The sequence below is a fragment of the Aeromonas sp. MTB genome (assembly GCF_056632455.1).
This window is the reverse complement of sequence record NZ_CP147026.1, coordinates 3683541-3700796: the sequence shown is the minus strand read 5'-3', so window position 1 is coordinate 3700796 and position 17256 is coordinate 3683541. Positions and strand designations below refer to the sequence as shown.

At 59.6% G+C, this 17256-nt stretch carries 15 protein-coding genes; 3 read left to right on the top strand and 12 right to left on the bottom strand.

The genetic code is table 11. The features are described 5' to 3' along the window. Window positions 1–88 precede the first annotated feature (88 nt). Window positions 89–637 carry an NAD(P)H nitroreductase gene (locus tag WBR25_RS16825; protein ID WP_106842291.1) on the top strand — a complete coding sequence of 183 codons (549 nt, stop codon included), beginning with the start codon at window positions 89–91 and terminating at the stop codon, window positions 635–637. Between the two features lie 382 nt (window positions 638–1019). Here WBR25_RS16825 and WBR25_RS16820 read toward each other — a convergent pair whose 3' ends face one another. The 4 genes from WBR25_RS16820 to WBR25_RS16805 form a co-directional block, all read right to left on the bottom strand. Then, window positions 1020–1574, bottom strand: a complete 555-nt coding sequence (locus tag WBR25_RS16820) for a sugar O-acetyltransferase (protein ID WP_429059884.1) — start codon at window positions 1572–1574, stop codon at window positions 1020–1022. A 66-nt stretch (window positions 1575–1640) separates the two neighbouring features. Beyond that, entirely contained in the window at window positions 1641–2618 is a 978-nt protein-coding gene (locus WBR25_RS16815; RefSeq protein WP_479748673.1) for a D-2-hydroxyacid dehydrogenase family protein, read from the bottom strand. Between the two features lie 202 nt (window positions 2619–2820). Beyond that, entirely contained in the window at window positions 2821–3699 is an 879-nt protein-coding gene (gene prmA, locus WBR25_RS16810; protein WP_005358410.1) for a 50S ribosomal protein L11 methyltransferase, read from the bottom strand. 537 nt (window positions 3700–4236) lie between these two features. Next, a complete protein-coding gene (locus WBR25_RS16805) occupies window positions 4237–5253 on the bottom strand; it encodes a zinc-binding alcohol dehydrogenase family protein (protein ID WP_139740031.1) in 1017 nt (338 codons plus the stop codon). 100 nt (window positions 5254–5353) lie between these two features. Here WBR25_RS16805 and WBR25_RS16800 point away from each other — a divergent pair, with 100 nt between their 5' ends. Beyond that, window positions 5354–6226 carry a LysR family transcriptional regulator gene (locus tag WBR25_RS16800; protein ID WP_162504381.1) on the top strand — a complete coding sequence of 291 codons (873 nt, stop codon included), beginning with the start codon at window positions 5354–5356 and terminating at the stop codon, window positions 6224–6226. Between the two features lies 1 nt (window position 6227). Here WBR25_RS16800 and WBR25_RS16795 read toward each other — a convergent pair whose 3' ends face one another. From WBR25_RS16795 to acs, 7 genes are all read right to left on the bottom strand, one after another. Next, window positions 6228–7655 (bottom strand): PTS transporter subunit EIIC, encoded by a 1428-nt coding sequence (locus WBR25_RS16795; protein ID WP_042054940.1) that lies wholly within the window; start codon window positions 7653–7655, stop codon window positions 6228–6230. Window positions 7656–7744: 89 nt separating this feature from the next. Then, a complete protein-coding gene (gene panF, locus WBR25_RS16790) occupies window positions 7745–9202 on the bottom strand; it encodes a sodium/pantothenate symporter (RefSeq protein WP_479748670.1) in 1458 nt (485 codons plus the stop codon). After that, window positions 9192–9455, bottom strand: coding sequence for a YhdT family protein (locus WBR25_RS16785; RefSeq protein WP_005349483.1), 264 nt, complete (start codon window positions 9453–9455; stop codon window positions 9192–9194). The genes panF and WBR25_RS16785 overlap by 11 nt, the downstream gene beginning before the upstream one ends. A 207-nt stretch (window positions 9456–9662) precedes the next feature. After that, window positions 9663–11003, bottom strand: coding sequence for an acetyl-CoA carboxylase biotin carboxylase subunit (gene accC / locus WBR25_RS16780; RefSeq protein WP_005338910.1), 1341 nt, complete (start codon window positions 11001–11003; stop codon window positions 9663–9665). 15 nt (window positions 11004–11018) lie between these two features. Next, window positions 11019–11477 carry an acetyl-CoA carboxylase biotin carboxyl carrier protein gene (gene accB / locus WBR25_RS16775; protein ID WP_005338908.1) on the bottom strand — a complete coding sequence of 153 codons (459 nt, stop codon included), beginning with the start codon at window positions 11475–11477 and terminating at the stop codon, window positions 11019–11021. A gap of 36 nt (window positions 11478–11513) precedes the next feature. Next, window positions 11514–11963, bottom strand: a complete 450-nt coding sequence (gene aroQ / locus WBR25_RS16770) for a type II 3-dehydroquinate dehydratase (protein ID WP_005338907.1) — start codon at window positions 11961–11963, stop codon at window positions 11514–11516. Window positions 11964–12251: 288 nt separating this feature from the next. Beyond that, a complete protein-coding gene (gene acs, locus WBR25_RS16765) occupies window positions 12252–14198 on the bottom strand; it encodes an acetate--CoA ligase (protein WP_202000106.1) in 1947 nt (648 codons plus the stop codon). Between the two features lie 169 nt (window positions 14199–14367). Between acs and WBR25_RS16760 the strand changes: the two genes are divergently transcribed. Continuing rightward, window positions 14368–14646 (top strand): hypothetical protein, encoded by a 279-nt coding sequence (locus WBR25_RS16760; protein ID WP_042054214.1) that lies wholly within the window; start codon window positions 14368–14370, stop codon window positions 14644–14646. 30 nt (window positions 14647–14676) lie between these two features. Here WBR25_RS16760 and WBR25_RS16755 read toward each other — a convergent pair whose 3' ends face one another. Then, window positions 14677–17124, bottom strand: coding sequence for a sensor domain-containing protein (locus WBR25_RS16755; RefSeq protein ID WP_021230392.1), 2448 nt, complete (start codon window positions 17122–17124; stop codon window positions 14677–14679). Between the last annotated feature and the right edge of the window lie 132 nt (window positions 17125–17256).

The following is a 17256-nucleotide window of genomic DNA, read 5'->3' as shown; positions in this document are numbered from 1 at the left end:
GTGCCATAAACCCCTGAGCCTCAGGGGTTTTCTTCATTCGGTGCTGTGCTAAGGTAGCGCCATCATTGCCCCAGAGAAGGAATTGCCCATGGATGCCCTCACCCTGTTGCTCAATCGCCACTCCTGTGGCCGTCTCGCCGATCCCGCCCCGAGCGGTGAGGTGCTCGACAATATCCTCAAGGCGGGTCTTCGCGCGCCGGATCACGGCACCCTGACTCCCTGGCAGTTCATTCTGTTTGAAGGAGAGGGGCGCGAGCGGCTGGGCAAACTGCTGGCCGAGGCGGCCCGTGCCCGCGGTGAAGATGAAGAGAGCATCAAGAAGTGCAACGAAGCGCCGCTGCGGGCACCCTTGGTCGTCGCCGTGGCAACCCGTTATCAGGATCACCCCAAGGTGCCGAAACTGGAGCAGGAGCTCTCCGCAGGTTGTGCCCTGATGGCGATGCAGATGGCGGCGCAGGCACAGGGCTTCAACGGTATCTGGCGCTCCGGCTGGTTTATCTTCGATGAGCAGATCAACAAGGGATTGGGACTGGCGGCAGAGGATCAGCTGGTGGGTTTCCTCTACCTCGGCACCCCCATGCTGGAAGCGCGTAAACTGCGCGAACTGCCGCTCGATGAGTTTGTCCGCCGTTTCTGACTTTTCGGCCACGTTGCGGTTGAGAGAAGCAAAGCCTCGAGAAATCGGGGCTTTTCTGTTTAACCGTGAATAGTAACCAGAGAAATTGGGGAAAATAAATGGGTCAAAGAGGCTTCGCGCGTCATAGCAGGTAATTATTTAAATAGTGCGATGTACCTCGCAATCCTGTTGTATTTCACTATGTAAAACGTTTGCGCATTCGCTAATATCTCCCTGCCAGTTTAGAAGGGCACTCCTTCTAATTTTTCTGCGATGAGAGTCGCAATTCCGTAGCACCTTTTAACAGCCCAACGTCTTCGTGACATTGGGCTTTATTTTTTTATGGGGTTTCGGGGCTGTTGTGAACTGATGGCGGTATCGGCATACAACCCGGTTGGCTGCCTTATGCCCTGTTTTTGGCTGGCAGGATCCGGGCCGGGTTGCCGACTACCCGAGTACCGGCCGGTACATCTTTGGTGACTACGGCACCTGCGCCGACGATCGCCTCCCGCCCTATGGTGACGCCGGGCAGCAAGATGGCTCCGCCACCAATCCAGACCTTGTCTTCAATGGTGACCGGCAGCGCCGTCTCTGTGCCCTGAATCCGTTCGTCGGCCTCCAGTGCGTGGGCTGCGGTATAGATCTGCACGTTTGGCCCAATCATCACGTTGGCTCCGATGCGGATGGGGGCATTGTCCAGCAGGGTCGCTCCCATATTGATGTAGGAGTCCTTGCCCAGGTGGATGTGGCGGCCATAGGTACAGTAGAGGGGCGGGCAGATAAAGGCATTCTCAGCCAATTTGCCAATCAGCACCGCCAGTAGTGCCCGCTGCTCTGCCTCCTCTTCCGCCTGATTGAAACGGCGATAGCGCCGTGCCGCTTCCCGGCGCAACTGGGCCAACTCGGGTGCCATGCAGTTGTACGGTTGGCTGCTAATCATCTTCTGGTATTCGCTCATGAAGGTTGCTTTCCTTTATCTGCCAGGGATTTGGATATTGGCGCCAATACGGCAGAAGTAACGTGATCACCCACCCGATATGGGCAGAACCAGGTTGGCAGGTTTGCCTTCGGCAAAGGCCAGCACATTCTCGAACGCCACGCGAAAGTAGAGTTCGTAGCTGTTTTGCTCCACATAGCCGAGATGAGGCGTCGCCAAGACGTTGGGCAGGCGCAGCAGGGGTTCGCTTTCCTGTGTCGCCGGCTCGATGTCAAATACATCGAGCGCGGCCCGTTTTCCAGGATGGGTACTTAGCTCTGCATAGAGGGCGCCCGGCTCGATAAGTTCGGCACGGCTGGTATTGACCAGCAGAGAGTCAACTTTCATGCGGGCCAGATCTGCGCGGGTAACAGTGCTGCGGGTTGCCTCGCTCAGGCGCAGATGCAGCGTGAGGATATCGGATTGACTGAAGAGAACCTCCTTGCTGGAGGCGCAGGCATAGCCATCCAGCTCGGCCTGCCTGCGCGAAGCCTCACTGCCCCATATCAGTACCGACATGCCAAATGCCTTGCCATAGCGGGCGATCCGCTGGCCTATCTTGCCGTAGCCCCAGATGCCGAGCGTCAGCCCATGCAGCGTGCGTCCCAAACCGAGGTCACCAGATTGCTGCCATTGGCCTTGGCTTAACGCCTGGCTGTAAACAGGTATATGGCGGGAGGCTGCCATGATGAGCGCCCAGCAGAGCTCGGCGGGAGCAATAGGGCTGCCGATCCCTTCTGCCACGGCAACGCCGTACTGCTGGCACAGTGCCGGGTCGATATGCTGGCTGACTTTGCCGGTCTGGCTGATGAGTTTAAGGGTGGGAAGCCGCATCAGCAGCTGTTCGTCGATGCAGGTACGCTCGCGGGTCAGCACCAGTGCTTCCATTCCTTCCAGCAGGGTGGCAAGGCGCGTTGTATCGGGTTCGCTCTGGTTGAGGATGGTGACGTCATGACCCGCCAGCAGGGCAAAGCAGGGGAGGTGGCGCACCTGATCCTGATAGTCATCCAGAATGGCAATCCGCATAAGAAATCCTTCTCGGTTGCGTTGGCTCGGACCGCTATCTTACCGGAATAAAAGGTGTCTGTTGTTTTCAAACGAACACAATCAGAAGGGAGGGCGATCAAGCCCATGTCCACGGACCGGGAAGAGCCTGACAGGCCAAAACAATCAGGGCCCCCGAATGGGAGCCCTGATGGCATGAGGTTGGCGTCTATGTTGCCCGCGTTTAGCCGTGTTTGCGGCCGGAGAGGCGGCACCACTCCTCCTTGACGGCGGTCGGGTCCATCTCGAACCACTGACCGTAGATAGTTTCCAGCTCCGGGGCCTGGCTCTCCAGCACGCCGGAGAGGGCCATCAGGCTGCCCGGCTTGCCGTGACCGGCGATCAGCGGTGCCAGTTCGCGCAGCGGGCCGGCCAGGATGTTGGCGACCACCACGTCCGCTTCGACATCTTGCGGCTGGTCGGCCGGCAGATAGAGCTCAATCTGGTCGGCGACGCCGTTGCGCGCGGCGTTGTCGCGGCTGGCCTGAATGGCCTGCGGGTCGATGTCGATGCCGATAACGCGGGCGGCACCCAGTTTCAGGGCGGCGATGCCGAGAATGCCGGAGCCGCAACCAAAGTCGACCACGGTTTTACCGGTCAGATCCAGCCCGTCCAGCCACTGCAGGCAGAGGGCGGTGGTGGGGTGGGTACCGGTACCGAAGGCCAGACCCGGATCCAGCATGACGTTGACCGCATCGGGGTTCGGCACGTCGCGCCAGCTCGGGCAGATCCAGAGGCGCTCGCCAAACTGCATGGGATGGAAGTGATCCATCCACTCGCGCACCCAGTCCTTGTCCTCCAGCTGCTCGACCTTGTAGCCGACATTTTCGCCGAAGATCTGCTGGAAGAAGGCGATGGTGGGGGCCGGATCGGTTTCGGCATCGAACAGACCCATCACTTCGGTCTCGCCCCAGAGCGGGGTTTCACCGGGCATGGGTTCGTAGACGGGCACATCCTTGGCATCCATAAAGGTCACCGCCTGGGCTCCACGCCCCAGCAGCATGTTGCTCACCTTGTCTGCGGTCTTGGCAGTGGCGTTGATTCGAATTTGTATCCAGGGCATGGCGTCGACTCTTCATAAATGTGAAACCGCGAGATTCTACCATCATGGGGCAGTGCTGTCGTGGTTTGCCCATGACGTGGAGGGATACGGGGGCTTTTGCCGGATTGGCACGGTTCCTGTATTGCTATATGCAGGCGAAGACGACCGGTTTTCGCTGAACGCTTTGCTCAAGTTCCGTCATCTTTCACTGCCACCCTCGGGTGGCATTTTTTTATCTGCACTTGTTTGCCTGGTAAACAGTCTGCCAGACAAAAAAAGAGCAAGGTCGGCACCTTGCTCAAGGACGGGCTGACGCCGTTTTGGCGCATTCATGCTGCTGTTGGCACGCCAGATGCAAAGACTTATATGTCCTGCATAAGGATATGTGTGTGATTGTTACCCCAATGTTCAGGTATTCAGGCCATTTCTCGCGAAATGGCCTCTTTTTTGGCTGATTGTCGGACGTTGGTCTGCCACAGGCTGTCATGAGTGCCGCTGATTGTGCCCGTTTGGGGCATCTCCTTGGTGAACTTATCCCATCATGGTGCGTTGGAGGGCTTAGTTGGCAAAGCCGCTCATGTCGATCACCAGCTTGCCTACCATGCGGCCCGCTTCCACCTCGGCATGGGCCTGAGCCAGCGTGACCGGGGTCAGTGACGGGATGGTTCTGGTCAGGGTGGTCTGCAATACCCCTTCATCGACCAGTGCCGCCACCCGGCCGAGCAGGCGGTGCTGTTCGATCATGTCCGGCGTCTGGAACAGGGAGCGGGTGAACATGAATTCCTGGCTGAAGGTGACGCTCTTGCTCTTGAGCAGGGAGAGATCCCACGGCTCGCTCGATTCTGCGATGGTACAGATATGGCCAAACGGACGGATCAGCCCAGCCATGGTGGCCCAGTGTTCGGCGGTGGCGTTGGTGCAGAAGATGGCATCGACCTGGGTGATGCCAAGGGCGGTCAGCTCCTCCTGCAACTTGTGGTGGTTTACGACCTGATGGGCGCCCATCTCGAGGCACCACTCGCGGCTCTCGGGGCGGGAGGCGGTCGCAATCACCTCCATGCCAGTGAGCTGGCGGGCCAGCTGGATGGCGATGGAGCCCACGCCACCGGCGCCGCCGATGATCAGCAGTTTGCCACGACTTTCGCGGGTAAGAGCGAAGCGCTCAAACAGGGTCTCCCAGGCGGTGATGGCGGTGAGCGGCAGGGCGGCGGCTTCCACATCGCTCAAGCTGGTGGGGGCGATGGCGGCGATGCGTTCATCCACCAGTTGCAGGGCGCTGTTGCTGCCGGGGCGGCTGATATCGCCGGCATACCAGACCCGGTCGCCCGCCTTGAACAGGGTGACTTCGCTGCCGATGGCGATCACTTCCCCCACCGCATCCCAGCCCAGTACCCGGGGCGAACTTTCAATTTTGGCCTTGGGGGAACGCACCTTGGTATCCACCGGATTGACGGAGGTGGCGGTGACCCGCACCAGCAGATCCCGCGGACCCGGAACCGGATCGGGCAGGTTGGCGGCGATGAAGCAGTCGGGGTGGTCGCTTGGCAGATAGTGAGTCAGGGCAATGGCTTTCATGGTTTTTCCTTTCAAATCGCTGTGTTCGGGATTGCCACTCACTCTAGTCTGGTTGATTATCAAGATTAAGATGGGTAATCGGTAAAGACTGTTTGAATATATGAACAATGTCGATCTGGAGTTGATGGGACTGTTTGCCACCGTGGTGGAGCAGGGAAGCTTTACCCGGGCCGCCGAGCTGCTTGGTATGCCCAAGTCATCGGTGAGCCAGAAGATCTCGCGGCTGGAATCCCAGCTCGGGGTACGGCTGTTGCAGCGCACCACCCGCAGGTTGAGCCTGACCCCGCAGGGGGAACTCTATGTGGAGCACTGTCAGGGGCTGCTGGCACTGGCCCGCAGTGCCAATCTGGCGATGGCACGGCTGCGCTCGGCCCCGGCGGGGCGGGTGCGGATCACCGCCCCCGAGGCGACCGGCACCCTGCTGCTTGGCCGGATCCTCGCCGAGTTTCGCGCCCTCTATCCCGAAGTGGTGCTGGAGCTGACCCTGAGTGACGATCAGCTCGATCTGGTGGGGGAAGGTTATGATTTGGCGCTGCGGGCGGCGCCGCTGAAAGACTCCAGCCTTATCTGTCGGCGTATCGGTCAGGTGGCGCGTCATCTGGTGGCAGCGCCCGCCTATCTGGCGGCCCACGGCATGCCGCAGCAGTTGAGCGAGCTGGGCCGTTATGCCTGTCTGGTGCACTCGGCCATGCCGGTGTGGCCATTGCAGGAGGGGGGCTGGCGGCCGCAGGGGGCCTGTGTCAGCAACAGCTTGCTGGCGCTGCGGGAGATGGCGCTTCATGACGGGGGGATTGCCCTGTTGCCCCACCATGTCTGTGAAGGGGATTTGGCGGCGGGGCGGCTGCAGAAGGTGTTGCCGGATCAGCCCATTCCGGCCAACCCGTTTTACCTTATCTATCCGAGTCGGGAGCATCTGGCTCCCGCCCTGCGCACCCTGATGGATTTCGTGGCCGAGCGGTTGCCGTTCGCCTGAGTTACCAGCTGCTCTGGCTGGCCGACTCCTGATTGGGTTTGAGGCCGAGCGGGACCGACTGGCGCTCCGCCAGCATGCGGATCTGCCCTTCAATCAGGCTGGCACTGGGGCCCAGCACCAGCACCAGCTGGTGGTCGTTGAGCTGGATCCAGGAGAGGCAGCCCAGGCCCAGCAGGCGGGATTCATCCACCAGTGAAATATCGCGCACCCGCAGGCTGAGGCGGGTGATACAGACACTCATCGCCACCAGATTGTCCATTCCGCCCAGTACCTTGAGATACTGGATCGCCAGCATCTGCGGGTCTGAGGGGGCAACGCTGGCAAGGCGCGGATGCTCCACCGCGATGGGCTTGCTCGGCATGCTGAGGGGGGCACGCTCCAGCAGTTGATAGAACAGCAGGGTGTAGGTGACGAAGAACAGGATACCGACCGGAATGAGCCAGAAGCTGTGCTCCCCAGCCTGATAGCTCAGCACCAGATCCAGCAGACCGGCGGAGAAGTAACTGCCCACCTTGATCCCCAGCCCGCTACAGACCGCCAGCGACAGTCCGGTCAGCAGGGCGTGGGCGAGAAACAGCCAGGGGGCGGTAAAGGCGAACAGAAACTCGATAGGCTCTGTGATACCCACCAGTGCCGAGGTGAGCGCCAGGGTGAGCAGCAGCCCGCCCTGCGGCAGCCGCTGCATCCGCTGGCGGTGCAGCCAGATGGCAAAACAGGCGCCCGGCAGGCCGAACATGATGATGGGGTAAAGACCGGCCACATACCCTTCATGAAGGGGTTGGGCGGTGGCCAGCGCCTGCAGGTTGCTCTCGCCAAGGCCGATGACGCTGCCCAATACCTGATGCAGCCCGAGCGGGATCAGCAGCCGGTTGAGGGTGCCGTAGCAGAAGGCGCCAAACGGCGTGGTAAGCAGCTCGGAGGTGAGCAGGGTCAGCCCGCGCTCCAGCGGCGGCCATAGCAGCGAGAGGGGAATGGCGATCAGCAGGCAGGCCAAGGCCGACACCAGCAGGCTGGGAAACTCCCCCTTGGCGATTTGCAGCCAGCGGGGCAGGGTTTGCTGGTGTACCCAGGGGTAGATGATGGCGGTGGTGAGCCCCGCCAGCAGGCCGCAGATCATGTCGGCGTGCAGGTTGGGGGCCAGCGTATTGAAGGCGGTGCTGAGCAGCAGGAAGTTGACCGCCCCCGCCAGCGTTTGTCCGCCCAGCTCCTGCCGACTCAGGCCAAAGGCGATCGCCACCGCATAGATGAGCGGCATCTGGCTGAAGATCGCCTGACCGGTGAGGGAGAGCACCGCCAAATCGAGCACGTCGGGTTGCCCAAGCCGGTAGATCAACGCCGCCATCGGCAGGATGGAGACGGGCAGCAGCAGGGCATAACCGAGCCGCTGCAGGGCTTGAGTAACGACTTGTCGAGTGGCTTTAACGGGCATACAGCGGCTACGTTCTGTGACTTGGCGCACAGTTTAACCGGAAAACACCTATTTGGGGATAGTTTTGGAACCCCTAATTTATATTTTTATTATTTCTGCCCGAAAAGCTCGCGCACTTCCCGCGAGGGCGGTGCCGTTAACAGGCACACCGTGACAAAGACCACCAGCGCCAGTGTAAGGCTTGGCACGATGGCGTGCAGGCCAGCCAGCTTGATCCCCCACTGACTGAGTACCCCATAGCTGACGATGCCGCTGACCATGCTGGCCAGCGCGCCCGAGCCGTTGGCCCGCGACCAGTAGAGGCCGAGCACCAGTGGCCAGAGGAACACCGCCTGCAGACCGCCAAAGGCGAGCAGGTTGAGCCAGATGATCATCTCGGGCGGTTGCAGCGCCGCCAGCAGCACTAGGGTGCCCAAGATCAGGGTGCAGAGCAGGGAGAGGCGCGGAATGCGCACTTCCAGCTTCTCCTGCTTTGGATTGAGATAGTTGAGGTAGAGATCCTTCACCAGAGTGGCGGAAGCCTGGATCAGCTGGGAGTCGATGGTGGACATGATGGCCGCCATCGGCGCTGCCAGAAAGACCCCGGCCAGCCAGGGGGGCAGCACTTCCATCATCAGGGAGGGCATGATCTTGTCCGGGCTGTCCATGCCCGGCAGGATGGCGCGGCCAAGGGCACCCGCCAGATGCATGCCGAACATCAGCAGGGCGCTGACCACTGTACCGATCAGAATGCCGCGATGAAGCGCCTTGCTGTCGCGATAACCAAAGCAGCGCAATGCCGAGTGGGGCAGCCCCACCACCCCGACACAGACCAGGATCCAGAAGCTCAGCATAAAGGGCTGGGTCAGCATGTCGCCGGCCCCCTGCGGGCTCACCAGTTTGGGATCGATCACCCTGAGCTGGTGGATGAGGTTTGGCAGCCCGTCACCGGCAATCAGAATTCCCGCCAGCAAGGCGCCGGTGCCGATCAGCATGATGATCCCTTGCAGGGCATCGGTCATCACCACCGCGCGGAAGCCGCCGATGATGGTGTAGAGCAGTACGCAGCTGGCAAACAGCATCAACCCCTGCTGGTAGGAGAGGCCGGTGGCGGTCTCCAGCAGGCGGGCGCCGCCGATAAACTGCACCACCATGGTCGCGATAAAGGCGAGGATGATAGTAACGGAGCCGAGGATCACCACCGCCTTGCTCTGATAGCGGGCCCACAGCATGTCGTTGATGGTCACCGCATTGACCCGGCGGGCGATGATGGCGAACTTCTTGCCAAGCACCCCCAGGGTGAGCCAGACGGTGGGCAGCTGGATCATCGCCAGCAACACCCAGCCCAGACCGATCTTGTAGGCCGCGCCCGGCCCGCCGATAAAGGAGGAGGCCGAGGTGTAGGTGGCCACTAGCGTCATCGCCAGCACCAGCCCGCCCATGCTGCGGTTGCCGATGAAGTACTCCTGCACGAAGTTGCCTTCTGCGCGATGGCGGCTGGCCCAGAAACCCACCCCCAGCACCAGCACCAGATAGATGACGAGTGGCAGCATCAACTCAAGATTCATGGGATGACTCCTTGCCGGAAGGGGAGTGGGTATCGAGGGGGATCTCCACAAACAGCCTGTTCACCATCAGGGCGCAGAGCAGAATGAACAGCAGCGGCATCACCATGCAACTGAGCAGGAACCACAGCGGCAGCCCCCACAACTCCAGCTGGAGCGGGATAAAATAGGCGGTGCCATACCAGGCAAAGAAGTAGAACAGGGTCAGCAGCAGGCAGAAAGCTGCTTCCCGGCGGGCGAGAGCAAAACGGTTCACCTTGGCCTCCGACAAATTTGAGGGGCGCAAGGATAACAAAAAAGGGCCATGTCGCCATGGCCCTTTTTCAGCAGAGGCTCCTTGCGGAGCAGACTTCCATCGGAAGTCCGGTCTCTATCAGCGATCCTTACAGACCCAACTTCTTGTGCAGATAGTGGGCGTTGGTACTGCCACCGTGCAATGTCATCGGGTCTCTATCAGCGATCCTTACAGACCTAACTTCTTGTGCAGGTAGTGGATATTGGTGCCACCGTGCTGGAAGTTTTCGTCTTTCATGATCTCTTTTTGCAACGGTACGTTGGTCTTGATCCCTTCCACCACCAGCTCGTCCAGCGCATGGCGCATGCGGGCGATGGCAATGTCACGATTCTCGCCGTAGCAGATCAGCTTGCCGATCATCGAATCGTAGTGGGGCGGTACCTTGTAACCGGCATAGATGTGGGAGTCCCAACGCACGCCCAGACCACCCGGCGCGTGGAAGCGCTGCACCAGACCCGGAGAGGGCATGAACGTGGCCGGATCTTCGGCGTTGATCCGGCACTCGATGGCATGGCCACGGATGCGGATATCCTGCTGGGTGATCGACAGAGGCTGGCCGGCGGCGATGCGCAGCTGCTCCTTGATCAGATCGATACCGGTGACCATCTCGGTGACCGGATGCTCAACCTGGATACGGGTGTTCATTTCGATGAAATAGAACTCGCCGTTCTCGTACAGGAACTCGAAAGTACCCGCACCGCGGTAGCCGATCTCGATACAGGCACGCACACAGCGCTCACCGATGAACTTGCGCATTTCGGCGGTGATGCCGGGTGCCGGCGCCTCTTCCACCACTTTCTGGTGGCGACGCTGCATGGAGCAGTCACGCTCGCCCAGATAGAGGGCGTTGCCCTGGCCGTCTGCCAACACCTGAATTTCGATGTGGCGCGGGTTTTCCAGGTACTTCTCCATGTAGACCATGTCGTTCTTGAAGAACTGGCCTGCTTCGGATTTGGTCAGCGCGATGGCGCCCGCCAGTTCCGCTTCATTGCGCACCACGCGCATACCGCGACCACCACCGCCACCGGCGGCCTTGATGATCACCGGATAGCCGATGCGCTTGGCAATGGCGGCGTTGTGCTTGGCGTCGTTGTCGACGGGGCCGTCAGAGCCCGGTACACACGGTACGCCCGCTTTCTTCATCGCTTCGATGGCGGAGACCTTGTCACCCATCAGGCGAATGGTCTCGGCGCGCGGGCCGATGAAGATGAAGCCGGATTTTTCGACCACTTCGGCGAAATCAGCGTTCTCGGAGAGGAAGCCGTAACCCGGGTGGATGGCCACAGCACCGGTTACCTCAGCGGCGGCGATGATGGCCGGGACGTTGAGGTAGGATTCAGTACTGGCCGGTCTGCCGATACAGATGGATTCGTCGGCCAGCAGCACATGTTTGAGCTCCCGGTCGGCGGTGGAGTGAACGGCCACTGTCTTGATCCCGAGCTCTTTACAGGCGCGCAGGATCCGCAGGGCAATTTCACCGCGGTTGGCGATGACTACTTTGTCCAACATGGGTGGCGATTTCCCTTATTCGATGATGAACAGCGGCTCGTCAAATTCGACGGCCTGACCATTTTCAACCAGGATCGCTTTGATCACACCGGCCTTGTCAGACTCGATTTGGTTCATCATTTTCATGGCTTCGACGATGCACAGGGTGTCGCCGACATTGACTTGCTGACCCACTTCCGCGAACGGCTTGGCATCCGGGCTGGAGGAGCGGTAGAAGGAGCCAACCATCGGGGAGCGCATCAGGTGACCGCTCGGGGCTGCATCTGCGGCCGGTGCGGCGGCAACTGGGGCGGCAGCAGCAGGTGCGGCAACCGGAGCGGCTTGCTGCATCATCATCTGCGGCATGGCGGTGGTCACCTGACCGGAGAAGTTGCGGCTGATGCGAACGGACTCTTCACCTTCGGAGATCTCCAGTTCGGCGATGCCGGACTCTTCAACCAGTTCAATCAGCTTCTTGATTTTGCGGATATCCATTAGCATTCTCTTTCTTCTTTATCTGATCAGTGATTATCAAGCCGCGCGCAGATGGTGCACGGCCGCGGTTAAAGCGAATTGGTAGCCATCGGCCCCCAGACCACAAATGACCCCTTTGGCGACATCAGACAGATAGGAGTGATGACGGAACGGCTCCCTGGCATGGACGTTTGACAGGTGAACCTCGATAAAAGGGATGGCGACACCCAGCAGCGCATCGCGAATGGCGACGCTGGTGTGGGTGAAGGCGGCTGGATTGATGATGATAAAATCCACCTGGCCCATGGCCTGATGGATGCGGCCGACCAACTCATGTTCGGCATTGGATTGCAGATGTTCCAGAGTGACACCGAGTTCGCTGGCGTTAAGCTTCAGATCGGCGACGATCTCATCAAGCGTCTTGCTGCCGTAGATACCCGGTTCCCGTTTGCCCAGCAGATTCAGGTTTGGTCCGTTGAGCAGGAGGATTCGGTGATTTTGCGACATATTGAGTACATCCTCGATGATAATGCTGCCATCTATCAGCTATCTTGTGGACTACCAGAAATCTAGCCATTTTCTGCGCAAATCGGTGTGCCCTGGCACACAGATTTCGCAATTATATTGATTTCGTGAAAATTAGCAGCATTTTACTGGTCTAATCTCTACATCTGGCTATTTATTGCACGTTTCGGTCGGCAAGGCTTCGTAGCTACTGCTTTGCTGTTTGCTGGCGGATGAGAAACGACAAAGCCGGCACGGGGCCGGCTTTATCGAGCTACAAACGAAGCGGGATCAGGCTGCTTCCGACTTCTCGCGGATGAGTTTGTCTACTACCCCCGGATCCGCCAGGGTGGAGATATCCCCCAGGCTGTCGGTCTCGCCGGTGGCGATTTTGCGCAAGATGCGGCGCATGATCTTGCCGGAACGGGTCTTCGGCAGCCCCTCTGCCCAGTGAATGACATCTGGCGTGGCGATGGCGCCAATCTCCTTGCGGACCCACTCCTTCACCTCTTTGTGCAGCTCGCGGCTCGGCTCTTCCCCGGCGATCAGGGTGACATAGGCATAGATCCCCTGACCCTTGATCTCGTGCGGTACCCCTACCACCGCAGCTTCGGCGATCTTGGGATGGGCCACCAGCGCCGATTCAATTTCGGCGGTACCCATGCGGTGGCCGGAGACGTTCAGTACATCATCCACCCGACCGGTGATCCAGTAGTAGCCGTCCTCGTCGCGACGGGCACCGTCGCCTGTGAAGTAGCGGCCCGGGAAGGTGGAGAAGTAGGTCTGCTCGAAGCGCTCGTGATCGCCGAATACGGTGCGCATCTGGCCCGGCCAGGAGTCGGTGATCACCAGGTTACCCTCGGTGGCACCTTCCAGCGGTTCGCCCATGTTGTCGACCAGCGCCGGTTGCACCCCGAAGAAGGGACGAGTCGCCGAGCCCGGTTTCAGGTCGGTGACGCCGGGCAGCGGCGTGATCAGGATGCCGCCGGTCTCGGTTTGCCACCAGGTATCGACAATGGGGCAGCGCTCGTCACCAATGGTGCGGTAGTACCACTCCCAGGCTTCCGGGTTGATCGGCTCACCCACCGAACCCATGATGCGCAGGCTCTGGCGTGACGTGCCGGTGACCGCTTCGTTGCCTTTGGCCATCAGGGCGCGGATGGCAGTGGGGGCGGTATAGAGAATGGTGACCTGGTGCTTGTCCACCACCTGACTCATGCGGTTGGTGGCCGGGTAGTTGGGCACTCCTTCGAACATGATGGTGGTGGCGCCGTTGGCAAGCGGCCCGTAGACCAGATAGGAGTGACCGGTAACCCAGCCCACATCGGCGGTACACCAGTAGATATCCTCTTCGTGGTAGTCGAACACATATTTGAAGGTGAGGGTGGCATAGACCAGATAGCCGCCGGTGGTGTGTAGCACCCCTTTGGGTTTGCCGGTGGAGCCGGAGGTATAGAGGATAAAGAGCGGATCTTCGGCGTTCATCGCCTCGGGCGGGCAGTCGCTGCTGACGGCGGCGGTCGCTTCATGCCACCAGATGTCGCGGTGGTTGTGCCAGGCGACATTGCCGCCGGTGCGCTTGAGGACGATCACCTTGTTGACCTGGGTTTCCGGGTTGGTGAGCGCTTCATCCACATTCTTCTTGAGCGGCACCGGACGGCCGCCACGCAGCCCTTCATCGGCGGTGATGACGATGCGCGAGCCCGAGTCGATGATGCGGCCAGCCAGCGCTTCCGGCGAGAAGCCGCCGAAGACGATGCTGTGTACCGCGCCGATGCGGGTACAGGCCAACATGGCGATGGCGGCTTCGGGCACCATGGGCATATAGAGGCAGACCACGTCGCCGCGGTGAACCCCTTGTGCTTTCAATACGTTGGCAAACTTGCACACTTCGGTGTGCAACTCGCGGTAGGTGAGTTTGCGATCTTCGGCAGGGTTGTCCCCTTCCCAGATGATGGCGACCTTGTCACCTCGTTCGGCGAGATGGCGATCGAGACAGTTGGCCGAGACGTTGAGCTGGCCATCTTCAAACCATTTGATGGAGACATGGCCCGGATCGTAGGAGGTGTTCTTGACCTTGGTATAGGGCTTCATCCAGTCGAGAATTTTTCCCTGCTCTCCCCAGAAGGTATCGGGATCCTCGACGGAGGCCTGATACATGGCGGCGTAGTCGCCCTTGTCGAGCAGTGCATTGCTGCTGATGTGGGGTTTGACCGGGTAGACCTTGCTCTCGCTCATCACTCACTCCTTTGAATACATACTTTTAATAATTAAGTAACAACTTATACCTTTGGCTGATGGGGGCAATTAGACTTTTGGATAGACAGCAACATTTGGTTACAGGGTTATGGGTGACACTCACGCAGTGAGTCGGTAAAAAGGAGGACTTCGATGGATGGAGGTAGTTATGTTCTCTCTATTGCTCTGTGCATCCCTGTGGCAGTTTGATACGACTGTTCTTGCAGACAACCCTCCCAAAGAGTTTGCGATTACACACCAGGAGCCTTCACTGACTGTGCGGGAGCGGGTTGCTGATCAGCTTGGTCATGCATGGCAGGACAAAAAGTCGGGAACCAAGTTTTCCCTCAGTGAGCCAGGATCCCGTTACTCTGGCGACTCACCGCTCACTCGCATGGCCAATGACCTGGATAATGGTGGTGTTCCTACCCTGACGTTTGGAAAGTAGTTTGATTGGCCGTTTGTTTCCTTGGTATCGCTAATGTTGAACGTTTTGGCAATCCAAGCGTTCGTGCATCTGTTCGACATGCAGTGGTTTGCTGAACAGATAACCCTGTCCTTCGCCGCAGTTGAGTGACTGCAAGAAGGCGTGTTGTGCCTTGGTTTCAATCCCTTCGGCGGTGACCTCCATATCCAGACTGTCGGCCAGATTGATGATGGTGCGGCAGAGCTCCCGACTGTTCTTGTCCTCCGGTAATGCTTGCACAAACGCTCGGTCGATCTTGATGCGATCGATCGGCAGGGTCTTGAGCAGGCTCAGTGACGAGAAGCCGGTGCCAAAGTCATCGATGGCAATCTGCACGCCGAGATTTTTCAGGCGGGTAAAGAGATCCAGACTCTGTTCGACCCGCTGGATGATGCTCTCCGTCACTTCAATCTCCAGCCGTTCTGGCGGAAATCCGGTCTCGGCCAGAATAGCGGCGACCCGTTCAACGTAGCCCGGGGAGCGCATCTCCCGTACCGACACATTGACCGACAAGCGGGGCACCGGCAGTCCGGCGGCCAGCCAGTTTTGTCCCTGCTCACAGGCGTTGCGCATCACCCACTCCCCAATTTTCTCGATCAGGCCGCACTCCTCCGCCACCGGAATAAAACGGGTCGGCGCTATCATCCCCTCATTGGGATGCTGCCAGCGCAGCAGGGCTTCCAGTCCACTCAGGTGGCCGTTGGCCAGATTGGTCATGGGTTGATAGAAGATGCAGAGCTGTTCGAGCTCCAGGGCCTTGAGCAGGCCCTGCTCAATCTGCATCCGCTCGCGGGCTCGAGCCGCCATGCAGGGGGTATAGAACTGGAAGCCGTTGCGCCCCTGACTTTTCGCCTCGTACATGGCGCTGTCGGCGGCGCTGACCAGGGTTTCCGGGCTGTCTGCATGATCCGGATAGATGGCGATACCGATACTTGCCGAGATTGCCACCAGCTCATGGGCCAGCTCAACCGGTTCACGCAACACGGTCAGCAGGGTATTGGCCAGGGTTGCCAGCTCGTCAGGCTCCTCCAGATAGGGGATCAGCACCAGAAACTCGTCTCCCCCGAGGCGGGTCGCCAGATCGTTGTGCTGCAGGCAGCCGCGGATCCGCTCTGCCAGCCGCTTGAGCAGCTCATCGCCAACTCCGTGGCCCAGGCTGTCGTTGATCAGCTTGAAGCCATCCAGATCGATAAAGAGCAGCCCCAACCGTTTGCGATTGAGCTGCGCGGTTTTCAGCTCAAGGGCCAGCCGCTCCTGCAACAGATGGCGATTGCCCAGCTCGGTCAGGGGATCGTGATAGGCAAGGTGATTCAGCTCGGCCTCCACCTTGCGAATGGCGCTGATGTCGGAGAGGGCGATCACATAGTGAGTGGTGTTGTTGAAGTTGTCATAGACAGCGCTGATCTGCTGCCAGGAGGAGAAGTAGCTGCCATCCTTGCGCAGACAAACCATCTCGCCATGCCAGGCGTTGTTGCCGGGGCGCAGGTGATACCAGGGATAGTCGAGGTCGGTGTAGCGCCTGGGATGCATGATGATATCCGGGGTACGGCCTATCACCTCCTCGGCATTGTATTGGGTCAGCATGGTGAAGGCCGGGTTGACCGACAGAATATGGTGCTCGCTGTCGAGGATGATGATCCCCTCGGCCGTGGTATCGAATACCACGTTGGCCTGATGGAGCCGCTCCTCCTGACGGCGGCGGGCGGTGGCATTGTGAATGACCCCCATGACCCGGTGGCCGACCGACTCGGTGGCGGGGACATGGTCGGCATGAATATCGACCCAGTGGCGCTCGTTGAGAGCGGTGAGGTAGCTCAGGGTGAGATGGATGGGGTCATGACTTTGCAGGGCGGCCTTGAGCTGGCTGCCGGATTCCGGTTCAAAACAGTCGACGAACGCTTGCAGCCCGCCGTGGAACTGGTTGGCCTCGATGCCCAGCAGCGGCTCAATCTGGCCGTCGAACAGCAGTCTGTCTTCCGCAACGTGCCATTCCCACACCCCGATTTGGGCCGCTCGCATTGCCAGTTGCAGCCGTTGTTCGGTTTCGTACTGCTCGGTGATGTCCCGCACGATGGCGAGGATGCCGTTCAGCTCTCCCTTCTCATCACGCATCGGGCTGTAGGTGGCCTGAAAGCGGCGTGAGCTGCTGTCGTACGCCGCGGTTTGGCCCGTGATGGCGATATCCACGTAGGGCATGCCGCTTCGCATGATCTGCTGAAACATGGGCTCCAGAGTCGGTGCCAGCTTGGGAACCACCTCTCTGAGGTGCTTGCCCTGATGCTCCTCGATGCTTTTGCCATTGATGTCGGCCAGCACCTGATTGACTTTACGGTAGCGAAATTCGCAGTCAAAGACGCCGATGCCCAGAGGGGCATTATCCATCAGCTGTTCCAGGACGGTGTGATCTGACAGCTGGGTCAACATTGCCTCGGTGTCGGCGTTGAAAAGCTTCCCATCCATGATGACCTCGGCATTGATTGTTTTATCACTTGCATCAGTTGTCAGTATGGCACGAACTGTTTGGCCGGGAGTCAAGCGGAGTTATCTGGTTGTTTTGACGGCAAGAATAGGCAGAAAAACCTGATAAAAAGG

Excerpts from the sequence above, each read along its gene's own strand:
- WBR25_RS16755 (WP_021230392.1), bottom strand. The coding sequence starts at position 17,124 with ATGGATGGGAAGCTTTTCAACGCCGACACCGAGGCAATGTTGACCCAG.
- prmA (WP_005358410.1), bottom strand. The coding sequence starts at position 3,699 with ATGCCCTGGATACAAATTCGAATCAACGCCACTGCCAAGACCGCAGAC.
- accB (WP_005338908.1), bottom strand. The coding sequence starts at position 11,477 with ATGGATATCCGCAAAATCAAGAAGCTGATTGAACTGGTTGAAGAGTCC.
- WBR25_RS16825 (WP_106842291.1), top strand. The coding sequence starts at position 89 with ATGGATGCCCTCACCCTGTTGCTCAATCGCCACTCCTGTGGCCGTCTC.
- acs (WP_202000106.1), bottom strand. The coding sequence starts at position 14,198 with ATGAGCGAGAGCAAGGTCTACCCGGTCAAACCCCACATCAGCAGCAAT.
- WBR25_RS16760 (WP_042054214.1), top strand. The coding sequence starts at position 14,368 with ATGTTCTCTCTATTGCTCTGTGCATCCCTGTGGCAGTTTGATACGACT.
- WBR25_RS16800 (WP_162504381.1), top strand. The coding sequence starts at position 5,354 with ATGAACAATGTCGATCTGGAGTTGATGGGACTGTTTGCCACCGTGGTG.
- WBR25_RS16795 (WP_042054940.1), bottom strand. The coding sequence starts at position 7,655 with ATGCCCGTTAAAGCCACTCGACAAGTCGTTACTCAAGCCCTGCAGCGG.
- WBR25_RS16805 (WP_139740031.1), bottom strand. The coding sequence starts at position 5,253 with ATGAAAGCCATTGCCCTGACTCACTATCTGCCAAGCGACCACCCCGAC.
- WBR25_RS16815 (WP_479748673.1), bottom strand. The coding sequence starts at position 2,618 with ATGCGGATTGCCATTCTGGATGACTATCAGGATCAGGTGCGCCACCTC.
- WBR25_RS16820 (WP_429059884.1), bottom strand. The coding sequence starts at position 1,574 with ATGAGCGAATACCAGAAGATGATTAGCAGCCAACCGTACAACTGCATG.
- aroQ (WP_005338907.1), bottom strand. The coding sequence starts at position 11,963 with ATGTCGCAAAATCACCGAATCCTCCTGCTCAACGGACCAAACCTGAAT.
- panF (WP_479748670.1), bottom strand. The coding sequence starts at position 9,202 with ATGAATCTTGAGTTGATGCTGCCACTCGTCATCTATCTGGTGCTGGTG.
- accC (WP_005338910.1), bottom strand. The coding sequence starts at position 11,003 with ATGTTGGACAAAGTAGTCATCGCCAACCGCGGTGAAATTGCCCTGCGG.